Annotated in this window: 16 protein-coding genes; 7 read left to right on the top strand and 9 right to left on the bottom strand. The window is 68.2% G+C overall.

Going from position 1 to position 17,834, the window contains the following annotated elements:
• The 7 genes from carB to ACWELQ_RS13150 form a co-directional block, all read right to left on the bottom strand.
• On the bottom strand, window positions 1–3,302 hold a 3,302-nt coding region (gene carB, locus ACWELQ_RS13180; protein WP_452397265.1), incomplete at its 3' end, for a carbamoyl-phosphate synthase large subunit.
• Complete coding sequence (carA, locus tag ACWELQ_RS13175) at window positions 3,302–4,420, bottom strand: glutamine-hydrolyzing carbamoyl-phosphate synthase small subunit (protein WP_452397264.1); 1,119 nt, start codon at window positions 4,418–4,420, stop codon at window positions 3,302–3,304. The genes carB and carA, both read right to left, overlap by 1 nt.
• Window positions 4,417–4,917: a PH-like domain-containing protein gene (locus tag ACWELQ_RS13170; protein WP_452397263.1), complete on the bottom strand. Its 501-nt coding sequence runs from the start codon at window positions 4,915–4,917 to the stop codon at window positions 4,417–4,419. Before ACWELQ_RS13170 ends, carA begins: the two co-directional genes overlap by 4 nt.
• 29 nt (window positions 4,918–4,946) lie before the next feature.
• The gene (locus tag ACWELQ_RS13165) at window positions 4,947–6,239 is read right to left on the bottom strand and encodes a dihydroorotase (RefSeq protein ID WP_452397262.1); all 1,293 of its coding nucleotides are present in this window, start codon (window positions 6,237–6,239) and stop codon (window positions 4,947–4,949) included.
• Window positions 6,236–7,201, bottom strand: a complete 966-nt coding sequence (locus ACWELQ_RS13160) for an aspartate carbamoyltransferase catalytic subunit (RefSeq protein WP_452397261.1) — start codon at window positions 7,199–7,201, stop codon at window positions 6,236–6,238. The genes ACWELQ_RS13165 and ACWELQ_RS13160 overlap by 4 nt, the downstream gene beginning before the upstream one ends.
• Window positions 7,198–7,836, bottom strand: a complete 639-nt coding sequence (pyrR, locus tag ACWELQ_RS13155) for a bifunctional pyr operon transcriptional regulator/uracil phosphoribosyltransferase PyrR (RefSeq protein WP_452397260.1) — start codon at window positions 7,834–7,836, stop codon at window positions 7,198–7,200. The genes ACWELQ_RS13160 and pyrR overlap by 4 nt, the downstream gene beginning before the upstream one ends.
• Before the next feature lie 245 nt (window positions 7,837–8,081).
• On the bottom strand, window positions 8,082–9,284 hold the full coding sequence (locus tag ACWELQ_RS13150) for an ROK family transcriptional regulator (RefSeq protein ID WP_452397259.1): 1,203 nt from the start codon (window positions 9,282–9,284) through the stop codon (window positions 8,082–8,084).
• A 104-nt stretch (window positions 9,285–9,388) separates the two neighbouring features.
• Here ACWELQ_RS13150 and ACWELQ_RS13145 point away from each other — a divergent pair, with 104 nt between their 5' ends.
• The 5 genes from ACWELQ_RS13145 (at window position 9,389) to ACWELQ_RS13125 (ending at window position 14,788) form a co-directional block, all read left to right on the top strand.
• The gene (locus ACWELQ_RS13145) at window positions 9,389–10,840 is read left to right on the top strand and encodes an APC family permease (RefSeq protein ID WP_452397258.1); all 1,452 of its coding nucleotides are present in this window, start codon (window positions 9,389–9,391) and stop codon (window positions 10,838–10,840) included.
• Between the two features lie 82 nt (window positions 10,841–10,922).
• Complete coding sequence (locus ACWELQ_RS13140) at window positions 10,923–11,369, top strand: MarR family winged helix-turn-helix transcriptional regulator (RefSeq protein ID WP_452397257.1); 447 nt, start codon at window positions 10,923–10,925, stop codon at window positions 11,367–11,369.
• Window positions 11,366–12,754, top strand: a complete 1,389-nt coding sequence (locus ACWELQ_RS13135) for an MFS transporter (protein ID WP_452397256.1) — start codon at window positions 11,366–11,368, stop codon at window positions 12,752–12,754. Before ACWELQ_RS13140 ends, ACWELQ_RS13135 begins: the two co-directional genes overlap by 4 nt.
• 57 nt (window positions 12,755–12,811) lie before the next feature.
• Entirely contained in the window at window positions 12,812–13,873 is a 1,062-nt protein-coding gene (locus ACWELQ_RS13130) for a mechanosensitive ion channel family protein (RefSeq protein WP_452397255.1), read from the top strand.
• 24 nt (window positions 13,874–13,897) lie between these two features.
• Window positions 13,898–14,788 carry an alpha/beta fold hydrolase gene (locus ACWELQ_RS13125; RefSeq protein ID WP_452397254.1) on the top strand — a complete coding sequence of 297 codons (891 nt, stop codon included), beginning with the start codon at window positions 13,898–13,900 and terminating at the stop codon, window positions 14,786–14,788.
• A 6-nt stretch (window positions 14,789–14,794) separates the two neighbouring features.
• On the opposite strand, the gene ACWELQ_RS13120 is transcribed toward ACWELQ_RS13125, so the two are convergent.
• Window positions 14,795–15,391, bottom strand: coding sequence for a TetR/AcrR family transcriptional regulator (locus ACWELQ_RS13120; RefSeq protein WP_452397253.1), 597 nt, complete (start codon window positions 15,389–15,391; stop codon window positions 14,795–14,797).
• Window positions 15,392–15,666: 275 nt separating this feature from the next.
• On the opposite strand from ACWELQ_RS13120, the gene ACWELQ_RS13115 reads away from it, so the two are divergent.
• Complete coding sequence (locus ACWELQ_RS13115) at window positions 15,667–16,380, top strand: alpha/beta fold hydrolase (protein WP_452397252.1); 714 nt, start codon at window positions 15,667–15,669, stop codon at window positions 16,378–16,380.
• A gap of 47 nt (window positions 16,381–16,427) precedes the next feature.
• A complete protein-coding gene (locus tag ACWELQ_RS13110; protein ID WP_452397251.1) occupies window positions 16,428–17,054 on the top strand; it encodes an alpha-ketoglutarate-dependent dioxygenase AlkB in 627 nt (208 codons plus the stop codon).
• A gap of 66 nt (window positions 17,055–17,120) precedes the next feature.
• Here the strand turns inward: ACWELQ_RS13110 and ACWELQ_RS13105 are convergent.
• Window positions 17,121–17,834: FAD-dependent monooxygenase (locus tag ACWELQ_RS13105; protein WP_452397250.1), on the bottom strand; the 714-nt coding region annotated here is incomplete at its 5' end.

Genomic DNA, 17,834 nt, shown 5'->3' with positions numbered 1-17,834 from the left:
CCGCGCAGCACCGCGTGGAGTTCCTGCAGGGACCGGACGCCGATGCCGCCGCGAATGGTGGCCTCGATGCCCTGCACGGCCGCGGCCGCACCCTGCACGGTGGTGATGCACGGGATGTTCGCGCCGACGGCGGCGGTGCGGATCTCGTAGCCGTCCACGCGCGGTCCGTTGTTGCCGTACGGGGTGTTGAACACGATGTCGACGTCGCCGTCCTTGATCATGTCCACGATGCTGGGCTGGTCACCGGATTCCTCGGAGTGCTTGCGCACCTGCTCGCACGGAATACCGTTGCGGCGCAGCATTTCCGCGGTGCCCTCGGTGGCGAGGATGCGGAAGCCGAGGTCGTGCAGGCGCTTGACCGGGAACACCATGGCGCGCTTGTCGCGGTTGGCGATCGAGACGAAGGCAGCGCCTTCAGTCGGCAGCGAACCGTAAGAAGCGGTCTGCGACTTGGCGAAGGCGGTGCCGAAGTCGGCGTCGATGCCCATGACCTCGCCGGTGGACTTCATCTCCGGGGAGAGCAGGGAGTCGATGCCGCTGCCGTCGGGCCGCTTGAAGCGGTGGAACGGCAGGACGGCTTCCTTGACCGCGACCGGGGCGTCGATCGGCACGGTGCCGCCGTCGCCCTCGGCCGGGAGCAGGCCCTCCTTGCGCAGTTCGGCGATGGTCGCGCCCAACGCGATGCGCGCCGCCGCCTTCGCGAGCGGAACAGCGGTGGCCTTGGAGACGAACGGCACGGTGCGGCTGGCGCGCGGGTTGGCCTCGAGGACGTAGAGCACGTCGTCCTTGAGCGCGTACTGCACGTTGAGCAGGCCCTTGACGCCGATGCCCTTGGCGAGCGCGGCGGTGGAGCGGCGCACGGCCTCGATATCGCTGCGGCCCAGGGTGATCGGGGGCAGGGCGCACGCCGAGTCACCGGAGTGGATACCGGCCTCCTCGATGTGCTCCATGACGCCGCCGAGGTAGACCTCTTCGCCGTCGCACAGGGCGTCGACGTCGATCTCGATGGCGTCTTCCAGGAACCGGTCGATCAGCACCGGACGATCGGGGCTGATGTCGGTGGCGCGGGAGATGTAGCCCTCGAGGGTCTGCTCGTCGTAGACGATCTCCATGCCGCGGCCGCCCAGCACGTAGGACGGGCGCACCAGCACCGGGTAGCCGATCTCGGCAGCGATCTTCTTGGCCGCGGTGAAGGTGGTGGCGGTGCCGTACTTCGGAGCCGGAAGACCCGCGGCGACAAGGACATCGCCGAATTCGGCGCGGTCCTCGGCCAGGTCGATGGCGGCGGCCGAGGTGCCGACCACGGGCACGCCCGCGTCGGTCAGCTTTTGTGCGAGGCCCAGCGGGGTCTGGCCGCCGAGCTGGCAGATGACGCCGACGACGGTGCCGGACTCGGTTTCCGCGTGGTACACCTCGAGCACGTCCTCGAAGGTGAGCGGCTCGAAGTAGAGGCGGTCGGCGGTGTCGTAGTCGGTGGAGACGGTCTCGGGGTTGCAGTTGACCATGACGGTCTCGTAGCCCGCGTCCGAAAGCGTCTGCGCCGCATGCACACACGAGTAGTCGAACTCGATGCCCTGACCGATGCGGTTGGGGCCGGAACCCAGGATGAGCACCTTCTCGCGCTCACGCTGCGGTGCCACCTCGGATTCGGCGGCGGGATCCAGCTCGTAGGCCGAGTAGTGGTACGGGGTCTTGGCCTCGAACTCGGCGGCACAGGTGTCGACGGTCTTGAACACCGGGCGGATCTGCAGGCGGTGACGCAGCGCGCGCACGCCGTCCTCGCCCGCGAGTTCCGGTCGCAGCGAGGCGATCTGGCGATCCGACAGGCCGTAGTGCTTGGCGGTGCGCAGCAGCGGCTCGTCCAGCACGGCCGCGTCGAGGATCTCCTGACGCAGCTCGACCAGGGCGGCGACCTCGGCCACGAACCACGGGTCGATGCCGGACGCCTTGGCGGTGTCCTCGATGCTCGCGCCCAGGCGCAGCGCCCGCTCCACCTGGTAGATGCGGCCCTCGGTCGGGGTGCGCAGGTCCTCGAGGATGGCCTCGACGTCGGTCCAGTCGCCGTCGGGCTGGGTCCAGAAGCCGGTGGCCTTGGTCTCGAGCGAGCGCAGCACCTTGCCCAGCGCCTCGGAGAAGTTGCGGCCCATCGACATTGCCTCGCCGACCGACTTCATGGTGGTGGTCAGCGTCGGGTCGGCGCCGGGGAACTTCTCGAACGCGAACCGCGGGGCCTTGACGACCACGTAGTCGAGGGTCGGCTCGAAGCAGGCCGGGGTTTCCTTGGTGATGTCGTTGACGATCTCGTCCAAGGTGTAGCCGATGGCCAGCTTGGCGGCGATCTTGGCGATCGGGAAACCCGTTGCCTTGGAAGCCAATGCCGAGGACCGCGACACGCGCGGGTTCATCTCGATGACGATGAGGCGGCCGTCGGCCGGGTCCACCGCGAACTGGATGTTGCAGCCGCCGGTGTCGACGCCGACCTCGCGCAGGATGGCGATGCCGAGATCGCGCATCTTCTGGTATTCGCGGTCGGTGAGGGTCATGGCCGGGGCGACGGTGACCGAGTCACCGGTGTGCACGCCCATCGGGTCCACGTTCTCGATCGAGCAGACGATCACAACGTTGTCGTTGCGGTCGCGCATGAGCTCGAGCTCGAATTCCTTCCAGCCCAGGATGGATTCCTCGATGAGCACGTTCGCGGTCGGCGAGGCGGCCAGGCCGCCACCGGCGATGCGATCGAGGTCCTCGTGGTTGTAGGCCATGCCGGAGCCCAGGCCGCCCATGGTGAACGACGGGCGCACGACGACCGGGAAGCCCAGTTCGGCAACGGTGTCGCGGACCTCGGCCATGGTGTAGCAGACCTTGGAGCGCGCGGACTCGCCGCCGACCTTCGCGACGATGTCCTTGAACTTCTGGCGGTCCTCACCACGCTGGATGGCTTCGAAGTCCGCGCCGATCAGCTCGACGTTGTACTTCTCGAGGATGCCGTTCTCGTGCAGGGCGACAGCGCAATTGAGCGCGGTCTGCCCGCCGAGGGTGGCGAGGATGGCGTCGGGGCGTTCCTTGGCGATGACCTTCTCGACGAATTCCCAGGTGATCGGTTCGACGTAGGTCGAGTCGGCGAACTCCGGGTCGGTCATGATGGTCGCCGGGTTGGAGTTGACCAGCGACACGCGCAGGCCCTCGGACCGCAGGACGCGACACGCCTGGGTTCCCGAGTAGTCGAACTCACAAGCCTGGCCGATGACGATCGGGCCCGAGCCGATCACCAGGATGTGGTTGAGGTCGGTACGGCGTGGCATCAGGCTCCTTCCATCAGCATGGCGAAACGATCGAAGAGGTAGGCGGCGTCGTGGGGACCGGCCGCGGCCTCGGGGTGGTACTGCACGGAGAAGGCGCGGCCGCTCACCAACTGCACGCCCTCGACGACACCGTCGTTGGCGCACACGTGGGAGACCTCGGCCTTGCCGAACGGGGTGTCGAACACCTCGCCGCGCTCGCCTTCCAGGGCGAAGCCGTGGTTCTGCGCGGTGATCGAGATGCGGCCCGAATGATGTTCGACGACCGGCACATTGATGCCGCGGTGGCCGAACTTCATCTTGTAGGTGTTGCGCCCGAAGGCTCGGCCCAGGATCTGGTTGCCGAAGCAGATGCCGAACAGCGGGATGTCCTCGCCCAGCACCTGCTGGGTCAGGGCCACCATGGCGTCCTGGGTGGCCGGGTCACCGGGACCGTTCGAGAGGAACACACCGTTCGGGTTCAGTTCCTTGATCTGGTCGAAGGTGACATTCGACGGCACCACGTGCACCCGCATGCCGCGCTGGGCGAACATGCGCGGGGTGTTGGACTTGATGCCCAGGTCGACGGCGACCACGGTGAAGCGGTGCTCGCCGACCGGGTCGACGGTGTACATCTCATCGGTGGAGACCTCGGCGGCGAGGTCCGCGCCGAGCATGGACGCCTGGCCGTTGACCCGGGCCAGCATGTCCTCGTACTCGGTCAGCGCGGCGCCGGAGAAGATGCCCGCTTTCATCGAGCCGCGAGTGCGCAAGTGCCGCACCAGGGCCCGGGTGTCGATGCCCGCGATGCCGACGACGTTCTGGTTCTCCAGCTCGGTCTGCAAAGTGCGGTTGCTGCGCCAGTTGGAGGCGCGGCGCGCGGGGTCGCGCACGGCGTATCCGGCGACCCAGATCTTGCCGGACTCGTCGTCCTCGTCGTTCCAGCCGGTGTTGCCGATCTGGGGCGCGGTGGCCACCACGATCTGGCGGTCGTAGCTGGGGTCGGTCAGGGTCTCCTGGTAGCCGGTCATGGCGGTGCAGAACACCGCCTCGCCCAGGGTCTCTCCGACGGCGCCGAAGGTCGATCCGCGGAACACGCGGCCGTCCTCGAGCACCATCACCGCAGTATCACTGCTGCTCATGCCTCGTCTCCCGTCTTCGTAGCTGTCGCGGTCCATGCCGGGTACACCGCCTTGTCGTCACCGCGGAAACCGGTATCCACCTCGGTTCCCGTCGGCAAGGTCCAGCGAATCACCAGCACACCGTCTTCTGTCATCACCTTGCCCGCATGTCCGCGCTCGGCGCGCACCGCGGTAATGGATTCCTGGGGAATCCAGATCGTCGCCGCGCCATCCCTTTCGAGGAGGATGCCGCGCTCGAATCGTGTGAGTTCCGCCGTGGCGCGGAAACCCAGGTCGCCCACCGTGATTCGCTGAATCCAGCTGGGGGCGAGGGTGCTGCCGAGGTAGAGCCCCGTGGTCGGCTCCAGCAGCTGGGCACCGCAGTCTCCCGGTACCGCGGGCAGCTCGCCGATCGCACCGGCCTGCTTGCGGGCCCGACTGGTCCAAGCCCAGTACATGAGCCCCAGGCACAGCGCGAACAGCACCAGCAATCCCACCACTTGCAGCGTGCGTTCCATTACGGTCCTCCTCGGTACCCCACCCGCCGCTAACCGGCGACGATCTTTCCGTCCCGGGCGGTGGCCTTGCCGCGCAGGAAGGTGGCAGTCACCTTCGCGGGCAGGGTCATCGACTGGAACGGGGTGTTGCGGGCGATCGAGGCGAGTTCGTTCGCCTCCACCGTCCATTCGGCGGCCGGGTCGATCAGCACCACATTGGCGGGCTCGCCGACCTGCAACGGTCGGCCCTGATCGTCCAGGCCCACGATCGCGGCCGGGTTCTCGCTCATGACCTTGGCGACGCCGCGCCAGTCGAGCAGGCCCGGCTCGACCATCGTCTTCACGATGATCGACAGCGCGGTCTCCAGGCCGAGCATGCCGGGACGGGCGGCCGCGAACTCGCAGCACTTGTCCTGGTCGGCGTGCGGGGCGTGGTCGGTGGCGACACAGTCGATGACACCGTCGGCGAGGGCCTGGCGCAGCGCGGCCACATCCGAGGTCTCACGCAACGGCGGGTTCACCTTGTTGACCGCGTCGTAGGTCTCGAGGCGCGAGTCGTCCAGCAGCAGGTGGTGCGGGGTGACCTCGGCGGTGATCGAAATGCCTTGCGCCTTGGCCCATTTCAGCAGTTCGACGGTGCCCGCGGTGGAGGCGTGGCAGATGTGCACGCGCGCACCGGCGTCGCGGGCCAGCAGCGCGTCGCGGGCCACGATGGACTCCTCGGCGGCGCGCGGCCATCCGGCCAGACCCAGGCGGGCGGCGTTCGGACCCTCGTGCGCGACAGCGCCCTTGGTGAGGCGCGGCTCTTCGGCGTGCTGCGCGATGAGCACTCCGAGGGAGTTCGCGTACTCCAGCGCGCGGCGCATGATCAGCGGGTCGTAGACGCACATGCCGTCGTCGGAGAACATGCGCACCGCGCCGAGACCGGCGGCCATGGTGCCCATTTCGGCGAGCTGCTTGCCCTCGAGGCCGACGGTGACCGCACCCACCGGGTAGACGTCGACCAGGCCGACCTCCTGGCCGCGCTTCCACACGTGGTCGGTGATGACCGCGTTGTCGGCGACCGGGCTGGTGTTGGCCATGGCGAATACGGCTGTGTAACCGCCGAGAGCGGCTGCGGCGGAACCGGTTTCGATGGTCTCGGTGTCTTCACGGCCCGGCTCGCGCAAGTGCGTGTGCATGTCGATGAAGCCCGGCAGCAGGAACTGCCCCGAACCGTCGACGATCTCGGCGTCGTCAGCCTTCAGGCCCGCGCCGATCTCGCGGATCTCGCCGTCGGCGAGCAGCACGTCGACCGCTTCACCCTCGCCGTACAGACGGACATTCTTGATCAGGACGCTCATGCCACCACCTCGTCGGTTCCGACCAGCAGGCGGAACAGCACCGCCATGCGCATATGGACACCGTTGTTGACCTGTTGCAGCACTGCCGCTTTCGGGGAGTCGGCCACGGTGAAACCGATCTCCATGCCGCGCAGCATCGGTCCGGGATGCAGCACGACCGCGTGCTCGTCGAGCATCTCCAGACGACGCTCGTTGAGCCCGTAGCGGATCGAGTACTCGCGCGCCGACGGGAAGAAGCCGCCGTTCATGCGCTCGGCCTGCACGCGCAGCATCATGACCGCGTCCGCGCCGGGCAGCTCGGCGTCCAGGGAATCGGAGATCCGCACCGGCCACGCCTCGACACCGATCGGCAGCAGGGTGCGCGGCGCGACCAGCACGACTTCCGCACCAAGGGTGCTGAGCAGGAAGGCATTCGAGCGCGCCACCCGGCTGTGCAGGATGTCGCCGACCAGCACGACCCGCTTGCCCTCCAGGTCGCCGAGGCGCTGACGCAGGGTCAGCGCATCGAGGAGCGCCTGGGTGGGGTGCTCGTGCATGCCGTCACCGGCATTGATGATCGCGGGTCCAGGACCGCTGAAACCGCTTGCGTCCTGGTTCATTTCGGCGAACCAGCGGGCGATCTGATGCGCCGCACCGGAAGCCGGATGCCGCACGATGAGCGCGTCCGCGCCCGCCGCGTGCAGGGTCAGCGCGGTGTCGCGCAGCGACTCGCCCTTGGAGACAGAGGAACTCGACGCGCTCACATTGATGACGTCGGCGCTCATCCACTTGCCCGCGACCTCGAAGGAGACCCGGGTGCGGGTGGAGTTCTCGAAGAACGCGGTCATCACGGTGCGCCCGCGCAGCGTCGGCAGCTTCTTGACCTCGCGGCCCAGCAGCGCCTGCTCGAACCGCTCCGCCTCGTCCAGCAAACCCGTGGCCGCGTCCCGATCCAGGTCGGTGACCGACAGCAGGTGCTTCACTCGTTGCCACCTTCCTGACGCAGATACACACCGTCGCGACCGTCGTGCTCGCGCAGCAGCACCGAGATGTCCTCGGTGCGGGCGGTCGGGACGTTCTTGCCGACATAGTCGGCGCGGATGGGGAGTTCGCGATGGCCGCGATCGATGAGCACCGCGAGCTGCACCGCGCGCGGGCGGCCCAGATCGCGCAGCCCGTCCAGCGCGGAGCGGACGGTGCGGCCGGAGAACAGAACATCGTCGACCAGCACCACCAGCGCGTCCTCGATCCCGCCCTCGGGCACCGAGGTGCGCTCGAGCGGACGATGCGGCTTGGAGCGCAGATCATCCCGATACAGGGTGATGTCCAGGGAACCCATCGCGGGGCGCACGCCGGAGAATTCCTCGATCCGGCTCGCCAGACGATGAGCGAGAGTGGTTCCACGCGTGGGGATTCCGATCAGCACCACACGGGCAAGCGTCGGGTCGCCGGAGTCCAGAGCCGTCTTCTCGATGATCTGGTGCGCCATGCGCGCGATCGTCCGGCCGACATCCGAATCCGAGAGCAGCTCACGCCCCGTCTCGACCTTGTCCGGGTCGTGCCGCTGCGAGAACTCGCCAGCGCTCGACTTGGCAGCCCTATCTTCGGGCACAGCCATGCCGACCTCCTTCCCCGCCTCACGGGACGGTCCGTTAAAGGATGTCTTTCGCCGACGAACCCTACCAGCGCCCTGCCGGGCCTTTTACCCCGCACCCCCTCCGCAACCCACCCCACCACGCCACACCCCCACCCACCCCGACCTGCCCCAACCCCACACACCCCACCTCACCAGCAAGTCCACAGCAATACGCCACCTCGGCCGCTGTGGCGCGGTTCACGCCACCCCGCCGCCGGACCGGTGGGTCAGGTGAGGGTGCGGCGGTCGAAGACTTGGGGGCGGGCGGTGCGGAGGGCGGTGGCTATCGCGCCCAGCAGGACGGCGTCGTCGCCGAGTTCGCTGGGGCGGACGGTGGGGCGCAGCGGGGTGGTGCGTTGCAGGGCGGTGCGGACCTGGTCGAGGAGGAGGTCGGCACTGCGGCCGAGGCCGCCGCCGACCACGATGACGTCGGGGTCGAGGACGGCGGTGACGGCGGCGACGACCAGGGCGATGCGCTCGCCTTCCTGGCGCACGACGTCGGCGGCGACCGGGTCGCCTGCGCGGGCGGCGTCGAAAACGCGTTTGGCGGTGAGTCTTCCGGTCATGCCGCGGTCGCGGGCCGCGCGGACGACGGCGTCGGCGGTGACGGCTTCCTCGAGGGCGCCGCGGCGGGAGGCTCCGGCGGACGGGTCGCCGAAGGCGGCGGGGAGGAAGCCGACTTCGCCCGCCGCGCCGTGGGCGCCGGTGAAGAGCTCACCGCGGGAGACGATTCCGACGCCGAGGCCGGTGCCGATGAGGACGTAGACGAACAGGCGGCTGCCACGGCCGCCGCCGTGCGCGTATTCGCCGAGGGCGGCGAGGTTGGCGTCGTTGTGGACGGAGAGATCGGTGACGCCGAGGGCGTCCCGGAGTTCGGCGAGCAGGCCCGCGCGGCCCCAGCCGGGGAGGTTGACCGCGTAGTGCATGCGGCCGTCCTGGGGGTCGAAGACGCCGGGGCTGCCCAGGACGGTGTGGACCACGTCGGCGGCGGCGATGCCCGCGTCGGAGAGGGTTTCGCGGACTGCGTCGGCCGCGATCTGGGCCAGGGCGGTGGCGGTGCGGGCGCGGTTGGGAACATCGGTGCGCGACAGCACCTTTCCCGACAGGTCCGCCACCGCGGTGCGCAGGAAGGCACGGCCGACATCGAGGCCGAGCACGTAGCCCGCCGTCGGATCGGGTTCGTAGACGACGGCGGTGCGGCCGCGTTCGGGCGCGAGGGTGCCGATCTCGCGCACCAGCCCGTGCTGCTGGAGTGCCGCAAGGGCACTGGACACCGTCGGCTTGGACAGTCCGGTGTCACGCGCCAGCTGTGCGCGCGTGCTGGGCCCGGCGGTACGCAGCTGTTCGAGCAGCAGCCATTCATTGTTGCTGCGCAAACGCTGCCGGTTCCAAGGGAGTTCGTCCACGGCACTCCGATCCTCACGCGTCACGTCGCCGACTGTAAACAATCGGCCGCACCCCTTGACTCAGATAGTAAAGGAATTTAACTTTACAAAACCCTTACGCCCTCCCCCAGCGCGCCCCGGAGGCAGCCATGACCGGCCCCCGCACCCTGCCCCGAAGAATCGGCCTGTTCCAGGCCACGACCATCAATATGAGCCAGATGGTCGGCATCGGACCCTTCGTCACCATCCCCCTCATGGTCGCCGCCTTCGGCGGACCACAGGCCGTCCTCGGCTTCGTCGCCGGCGCGGTGCTGGCCCTCGCCGACGGCCTCATCTGGGCCGAACTCGGCGCGGCCATGCCCGGCGCGGGCGGCACCTACGTGTACCTGCGCGAGGCCTTCCAGTACCGCAGCGGGCGGCTGATGCCGTTCCTGTTCGTCTGGACCGCGATCCTGTTCATTCCGCTGATCATGTCCACGGGCGTGCAGGGACTCGTGCAGTACCTGACGTATCTGTGGCCGTCCATGACGACCGGGCAGGGCGATATCGTCGGCCTGGCCGTGGTGGCCCTGGTCGTCGTATTGCTGTGGCGGCGAGTCGATTCCATCGGCCGCATCACCGTGGTGATGTGGGGCGTGATGATCGTGTCGGTGGCCGCGGTGATCCTGGCCGCGTTCACGCACTTCCATCCGAGCATGGCCTTCACCTGGCCCGCGCACGCCATCGACCTCGGGCACGGCAGCTTCTGGCTGGGCTTCGCCTCGGGCCTGACCATCGGCATCTACGACTACCTCGGCTACAACACCAGCGCGTACATCGGTGCTGAACTCAAGGATCCGGGCCGGGTGCTGCCGCGCTCGATCATCTACGCGGTGCTCGCGGTCATGGTGATCTACCTGTGCATGCAGATCGGCGTGCTCGGCGTCATCGACTGGCACGACATGCTCGACTCCAACAACGTCGCGTCGCAATCGGTCGCGTCGGCGGTGCTGGAGAAGACCATGGGCAAGGGCGCGGCGAATGTCGTGACCGTGCTGATCCTGATCACCGCGTTCGCCTCGGTCTTCACCGGTCTGCTCGGCGGCTCGCGGGTGCCCTTCGACGCGGCCCGCGACGGCGTGTTCTTCAAATCCTTCGGCCGCCTGCATCCCCGTCACGAATTCCCGATGCTCGGCCTGATCGTCATGGGCGTGATCACCGCGGCCGGTTTCGTCTTCGCCCGCCACGTCGGCACCTCGGCCACGCATCCTCCACTGGCCGTACTGATTTCACTGCTGACCACCGTGATGGTGATCGTGCAGGCCTTCGCGCAGATCGCGGCGGTGGCGGTGCTGCGGCGACGCCAGCCGAACCTGGCGCGACCGTACAAGATGCTGCTGTATCCGCTGCCCATGATCGTCGCGGGCATCGGCTGGGCGGTCATCTACGGCTACGCGGACAAGGCCAACCCGGGCGTGCATCCGATCGAATGGTCCCTGGCCTGGACCGCTCTGGGTCTGGTCGCCTTCCTCGGCTGGTCCCGGCTGGAGAAGACCTGGCCGTTCGGACCCAAGCAGATCCGCGAGGAATACCTCGACCCCGAACCCGCGCCCACGAGCTGACCGGCCGACGATGAGGGGATAGACAATTCAGATTGTTCAATTCAGATTGCGCAATCTGGATTGTCTATCTACCGTGGAGAGCATGCCCGATGCCCCGGCAGTGCTGTCCGATTCCTCCATTCAGGCCGCGCGCGAACTCCGCGTGCTGGTCAGCCGCCTACGACGCCGATTCCTCGAGGCATCGGACAATCGAGAGCTGACACCGTCGCAGCTGTCGGTACTGAGCCGGTTGAAACACGGCGACGCCACCGCCAGCGAGATCGCCACCGCCGAGCGCGTGCGTCCGCAGGCCATCGCCACCCACCTGGCCATGCTCACCGATCAGGGCTATGTGGAGCGCCGACCCGATCCCAAAGACGGTCGGCGGCAACTCGTCTCGCTCAGCGCCGCCGGACGCGAACTGATGGCCGGACGCGCGCAGGCCGGACAGGAATGGCTCACCTCCAGCTTGGAGGACAACTACACCGAAACCGAGCGGCAGACCCTCCTTTCCGCGCTCGAGCTGCTGGAAAGACTCGGGCCGCAATGATTTCCGCCCTCCACCGGCGAACCCGGGCCCGGCCGCCCGACGGGTTCGACCGGCGACTACTGCTGCCCATGATCAGCAGTTCGATTCTGAACCCGATCAATTCGTCCATCCTGGCCGTGTCGCTGGTGCCGATCGGCGTGGCCTTCGGCGCACCGGCAGCGCAGACCGCGTGGCTGGTGTCGGCGCTGTATCTGGCCACCGCCATCGGACAGCCGGTGGTCGGTCGGCTCATCGACCTCTACGGGCCGCGGCGGCTGTATCTCACCGGTGCGGCGCTCACCGGATTCGCGGGACTGCTGGGCATGCTCGCGCCCAGCCTGTGGGTGCTGGTGCTGGCCCGGGTGATCCTCGGATTCGGCACGTGCGCGGGCTATCCCGCGTCCATGTACCTGATTCGCAGCGAATCCCAGCGCACCGGCAACGACAGTCCGGCCGGGGTGCTGGCCGTGCTCGCGGTCGCCAACCAGACCATCGCGGTCATCGGGCCCACACTGGGCGGGCTGCTCATTCACCTCGGCGGCTGGCGGACCACCTTCGCGGTCAATCTGCCGCTGGCGGTGTTCTGTTTGGCGATCGGGTGGCGGCGGATAGCGAAAACCACGGTGCCACAGCGTGACACGGCAGCCACCGAGCAGCGCTGGTGGACGGATATCGACCTGCCGGGCATCGCGTGGTTCACGCTGACGCTGATCAGCATTCTGTTCTTCCTGATGAAACCGCAAGTGACGCACTGGTATCTGCCCGCGATCGCCGTCGCGGCGGCGACCGCGCTGGTGTGGCGCGAGATCCGAGTCCAGCGACCATTTCTCGACGTCCGCCTGCTCGCGGGGAACCTGCCGCTGCTGGCCACCTACGCCCGCACCCTGTTGACCTCGCTGGTCGGCTACTGCTTCCTGTACGGCTTCACGCAATGGCTCGAGGAGGGGCGCGGACTCACCGCCGCCGGGGCGGGGCTGATCCTGCTGCCCATGTCACTGACCGCCATCGGTATCTCCGCGATCACCGGACGCCGCAGCGCGATTCGCGGCAAACTGCTCGTCGGCGGCACCTGTCAGGTGATCATGACCGTCATGCTGCTGACCCTGCACGCGGGCGCGGCGCTGTGGCTGCTGATCGCCGCGGCGGTCCTCAACGGCATCCCGCAGGGCCTCAACAATCTGGCCAATCAGAACGCCCTCTACCACCAGGCCGAACCCGAGCGCATCGGTTCCTCGGCCGGGCTGCTGCGCACCTTCGCCTACTTCGGCGCGATCGGGTCGGCGGCGGTGAGCGGCGCGTTCCTCACCCCGGGCTCGGGCAGTGCCGGATTGCACCATCTGGCTGCGTTCATGCTGGTAGCGGCCGTGCTGTGCCTGTGCCTGTCGGTGTTCGACCGCTCGCTATGATCCGGAGGTTGCCCGCTGGCGTTCCACCCCCACCACTGCTGCTGGGAGGAAGCTCGGATGAACAAGCCGCTGATCTGGACGCTGACCATCGTCATCGCCCTGCTCGGCCCGCTGCTCGGGATCATCGCGCGCCGGCTCATCGACCGGATGGCCGCCAAGACCCCCGCCCGCGAACTGGCCGTGCACCGCATGGGGTTCGGACTGGCCCGCGATCTCGCGATGCCGCTGTGTTCGCTGACCGGCCTGCTCATCGCGTTGTCGCTGCCCAATGGGCTGCCGTTCTCGCCGCAGGCCGTGCACCGGATCCTGGAGGCGGCGTTCATGATCGCCGTCACCTACGCGCTGGCCCGGCTGGCCGCCGAGGTGGTGAGCACGGTGGCGCGGCGGATCACCGGCGTCTCGGGGTCGGTGAGCCTGTTCTCCACCATCACCCGGGTCGTCGTGTTCGTGCTCGGCGTGCTCATCACCCTGGACTCGGTGGGCGTGCAGATCACGCCGCTGCTGGGCGCGTTGGGCATCGGCGCGCTGGCCATCGCGCTAGCCTTGGAGGGGACGCTGGCGAATCTCTTTGCGGGCGTGCATATCCTGGCGTCGAAGACGGTGCAGCCCGGCGATTTCGTGAAGCTCGACAGCGGTGAGACCGGCTGGATCCACGACGTGAACTGGCGGACCACCACCATCCAGGACATCCCGGGCAACTTCATCATCGTGCCCAATCGCAAGTTCGCCGACTCGATTCTGACCAACTTCCACCGGCCGGAACAGGACATGGCGGTGACGGTCGAGGTGTCGACCGGGTACGACAGCGACCTCGACTATGTCGAGCGGGTGACCTTGGAAGTGGCGCAGCAGGTGATGAAGGGACTCGACGTGGGTTTCGCGGGCGCAGATCCGCGGGTGCGCTTCCACACCTTCGGCGAGTCCGGGATCGAATTCCGGGTGGTGCTGCGCACCCGGCACTACGAGGATCAGTACCTGCTGGTCAGCGAGTTCATCAAGGCGCTGCACCGCCGGTATCGGCAGGAGGGCATCGGCATCCCGTACCCGGTGCGCACGCTGGCCTTCGCGCCCGAGGAAGACCCGCGATCTTGGCTACCGGCCAGTCTTCATACACCGTAAACCGTCGTGTGCGATGCTCGGAGGGTGAGCAACGACGCTGAATTCTCCGAACCGGCCCCGGTACGCTTCCGCGGGCACGGCGGCCTCACCCTCGCCGGCGACTCCTGGGGACCCCAGGACGGGCCGCTGGTGGTGTTCCTGCACGGTGGCGGCCAGACCCGCGGATCCTGGAAGGACTCCGGACTCGCGCTGGCCAAGGCCGGTATGCACGCGGTGCTGCTGGACGCGCGCGGCCACGGCGACAGCGAGTGGGATCCCGAGGGCAATTACCGCCGCGACGCCATGGTCGAGGACCTGATGGCGGTGCTGCGCGAACTCGGCAAGCCCGCGTTCGTCGTCGGGGCCAGCATGGGCGGGCTGACCGGGCTCATCGCCACCACTCACCCTGAGCGCGAACGCATTACGGGCCTGGTGCTGGTCGACGTGGTGCCGCGTCCCGAACGCAAGGGCGTCGAGCGGGTGATCAACTTCCTGGGCAGCAACCCGGAAGGATTCGCGAGCCTGGACGAGGCCGCCGACGCCGTCGCCGCCTACCTCCCCCACCGCCGCCGCCCCCGCAATCCCGAAGGGCTGCAACGCAATCTGCGGCAGCGCGCGGACGGCCGCTGGTACTGGCACTGGGATCCGGCCATGCTGACGCCGCGCGGAGACGGCCGCGGCGAGGAGATCGACGTGCAGACCGAACTGCTCGAGAACGCGGCGCGCCAACTCACCATCCCGGTGCTGCTGGTACGTGGCGCGCTCTCCGACGTGGTCAGCGACGAGGGCGTGGCCGCCTTCCGCGCGCTGGTCCCGCACGCCGACTACGCCGAGATCAACAGTGCCGCGCACACCGCCGCCAGCGACGCCAATGACGAATTCACCGACGCGGTCGTGGATTTCGTGCGCGCCCAGGTCGCCGCGCAGGAGCGCTGAAGCCCGTCAGGCCGTGAACACCCGGTCGAGCAGGTGGTCGAGCAGTTCGACCGCCCGCTCCCGGGTGACACCGCCCGCCAGCACCGCCTGACTGATCCCGGTCACCGCGAGCACGATCAATTCGGCGTCGAGTTCGGTGGCGACCATTGCGGATTCGCCGGATCGCTCCCGGCGCAACTGCTCGCTGAAACTGGTCATCAGATACTTCGGCGCACCCATCATCTCCGCCGAGGTCACGGTGTCGCCGGTCAGATTCGCCGCGTGGAACGCCGCGAACACCAGGTTGTCCTGGAACTTCGCGTCGTCGAGCGGAATCAGCCCGAGCGACTCCGCCCGGATCACCTCCCGCGCCGGGGCGTCCGGCCCCAGCATCGCGAGCGACTCCGCGAACCCACTCCCCCAATCCGCGACCACAGCCTGATGAGTCGCGAGCATCAGCTCCCGCTTCGTGCCGAAGTAGTACTGGATCAGTCGCACCGAGATCCCGGCCTCGGCGGCCACCGACTGGAACGTGGCGGCATCCAGCCCGCCCGAGGCGATGACTTTACGTGCGGCAGTCGTGATCTCGCGCCGCCGCTGTTCGTGATCGACCAAACGTGGCATGTGGCCCGCTTCTCCTATGGCTCCCTGGGGTACGAGATTTTTGATGGTACGCCCATACCATTTACATGGTACGTTCATACCACCAACGAAGACGATGGGGAGGCGCAATGGCCAAGATCGGGCGATTCACGAACACGGAGGCCGCGGCAGCCTTTTCGAACGCGTACGACACGGTGGCAGCGCGATGGCCGGTGCCATCGGTCGACCTCGATGTCGAAACACCCTTCGGGACAACGCGAGTCAGACGATCGGGATCGGGCGCGGGCGCACCGATCATGCTGTTGCCGGGCATCGGCGGCAACGGATTGGTGTGGCACCGGTTCATCGAGGGACTCTCGCGGGACCGCGTGGTGTACACGCCGGACGTCATGGGGTGGGCCGGGCGGTGCGAGCAGACCGCGCCGCTGCGCGATGCGCAGGACATCGCGACGTGGATGGTAGCGGTGCTCGACGGCCTCGGTGAGAAGGGCGCGCACCTCACCGGAAACTCTTACGGCGCTTGGCTGGCCGGGGTGGTGGCGGTGTACCGCTCCGAGCGGCTGGCCAGTCTCACCATGATCGAGCCCAGCGGAGCGACCTTCGCCAAACCGCGTTGGGGGCTGCTGCTCAAATTCCTCGCCGCGGGCATGCGACCGACCCCCGAGCGCATGCGAAAGCTCAACAGGTGGCTGATGCCGGGGTTCGAGATGACCGAGGAGGAGTTCGCGGTCGCCATCGCGACGACGAAGTATCGGTCGGGTGTGCCGTGGGATCGACCCTTTACCGATGAGCAGCTGGCCGCCATCACCGTGCCGAGTTTGATCCTCTACGGTGCCGAGACCGTCGTCAGCGATCCGGCGCTCGGGGCCGCTCGGGTCCATGCGCATATCCCCACGGTCGAGGTCGAAACTTATCCGGGCATCGGGCACGACCTGATGTGGGCCAACCCGGACCAGGTCATTCCACGTTTCCTGGACTTCGTCGACAGTCACGATCCGGTGCGAGCCTGAGACTCGAAGCCCGAACGTATGTTCGATCTTGTGGTAGGTTCGTGCACATGTCGACGCCACTGCAGGGATCGTTGCTCGATGGATTCGGGGAGGTCGGGGTCGGTGCGCTGACGGGGGTTCGGCGCACCGAGCTCGGGGACGGGGCGTGGGTGGATGTGCTGCCGGGGTGGTTGAGCGGGGCGGACGAGTTGTTCGAACGGCTCGCGGCCGAGGTGCCGTGGCGGGCGGATCGGCGCGCCATGTACGACCGGATGGTGGATGTGCCACGGCTGCTGTGCTTCTACGACGAAGGCCGCGAGCTACCGGACCCGGTGCTCACGGAGGCGCGAGAAGCCTTGAGCACGTACTACTCCGGAGAACTCGGGGAGCCGTTCACCACCTCGGGGCTGTGCTACTACCGGGACGGGAACGACAGTGTCGCCTGGCACGGGGACACCATCGGGCGCGGGGCCACCCACGACACCATGGTGGCCATCGTCTCCGTCGGTGCGGCCCGCGCCCTGCTGCTGCGGCCGCGCGGCGGCGGGGCGAGCGTGCGGTATCCGCTGGGGCACGGGGATCTCATCGTGATGGGCGGCTCGTGCCAAAGGACCTGGGAGCATGCCGTTCCCAAGACGAAACGGCCGGTGGGGCCGCGCATCAGCATTCAGTTCCGCCCGCGCGGCGTCCGGTGAACGAGGGGTCCGGACGCCGCGCGCCCCACCACGCGCGAAACGAGAACCGTTGCGCGCGTAGGGCGATCAGGTGCGGCGGGCGAAGTCCGGTACCCGCTCGGGAATGACACCGCGCGCCACCAGGACCACCGGTACGCTGCGCAGCACGGGGATGCGCCGGAAGATCCGCAGCGCCATTGGCGCTCGCGCCGCGTTGGACACATTCATGCGACCGGCGACGGCCGGGCCGATGAACCGGGCGTGCAGGAGGCGCTGCATGCCCTGGATGACCGCCGTGGGCAGCGTGCGCTGCCGTTGCACGCGGGCCAGATCGGCGGTGGTTACGTTGTGGGACAACAGTTTCGGCCCGAGGATGCGCGCGGCCGCCACCGCGTCCTGCACCGCGAGGTTGATGCCGACGCCGCCGACCGGGGACATGGCGTGCGCGGCGTCGCCGAGGCAGAGCAGGCCGTCGGTGTACCAGCGATCGAGCCGATCGAGCTTGACGTCGAGGAGTTTCACCTCGTCCCAGCTGCGCAGCGCCTCGGTGCGGTCGGCCAGCCACGGCACCACCGCGGCCACTTCGCTCATGATGACGCCGACCGGTTGCCGGGCCCGCAATGCCGCGTCGCTGCCCTTGGCGATGAGGGTGGCGCACTGGAAGTAGTCGCCGCGGTCGAACATGATGACCATGCGGTCGGCACTGAGGATCGGGATCAGACCCGATGGATCGGTGCCCTCGCTGGCGCTCCTGCGACACAGCACCCCTGACCTGCCGACCGCGGTCGAACGCCGGGTGCT

This window comes from Nocardia sp. NPDC004722 (genome assembly GCF_053601505.1).
This window is presented reverse-complemented; position numbering and strand designations above follow the sequence as displayed.

Bases quoted from the DNA above. Each gene is read 5' to 3' on its own strand.
- ACWELQ_RS13115 (WP_452397252.1), top strand. From the start codon at position 15,667: ATGCTGTTGCCGGGCATCGGCGGCAACGGATTGGTGTGGCACCGGTTC.
- carA (WP_452397264.1), bottom strand. From the start codon at position 4,420: ATGAGCAGCAGTGATACTGCGGTGATGGTGCTCGAGGACGGCCGCGTG.
- ACWELQ_RS13145 (WP_452397258.1), top strand. From the start codon at position 9,389: ATGACCGGCCCCCGCACCCTGCCCCGAAGAATCGGCCTGTTCCAGGCC.
- pyrR (WP_452397260.1), bottom strand. From the start codon at position 7,836: ATGGCTGTGCCCGAAGATAGGGCTGCCAAGTCGAGCGCTGGCGAGTTC.
- ACWELQ_RS13120 (WP_452397253.1), bottom strand. From the start codon at position 15,391: ATGCCACGTTTGGTCGATCACGAACAGCGGCGGCGCGAGATCACGACT.
- ACWELQ_RS13170 (WP_452397263.1), bottom strand. From the start codon at position 4,917: ATGGAACGCACGCTGCAAGTGGTGGGATTGCTGGTGCTGTTCGCGCTG.
- ACWELQ_RS13135 (WP_452397256.1), top strand. From the start codon at position 11,366: ATGATTTCCGCCCTCCACCGGCGAACCCGGGCCCGGCCGCCCGACGGG.
- ACWELQ_RS13140 (WP_452397257.1), top strand. From the start codon at position 10,923: ATGCCCGATGCCCCGGCAGTGCTGTCCGATTCCTCCATTCAGGCCGCG.
- ACWELQ_RS13130 (WP_452397255.1), top strand. From the start codon at position 12,812: ATGAACAAGCCGCTGATCTGGACGCTGACCATCGTCATCGCCCTGCTC.
- ACWELQ_RS13165 (WP_452397262.1), bottom strand. From the start codon at position 6,239: ATGAGCGTCCTGATCAAGAATGTCCGTCTGTACGGCGAGGGTGAAGCG.
- ACWELQ_RS13110 (WP_452397251.1), top strand. From the start codon at position 16,428: ATGTCGACGCCACTGCAGGGATCGTTGCTCGATGGATTCGGGGAGGTC.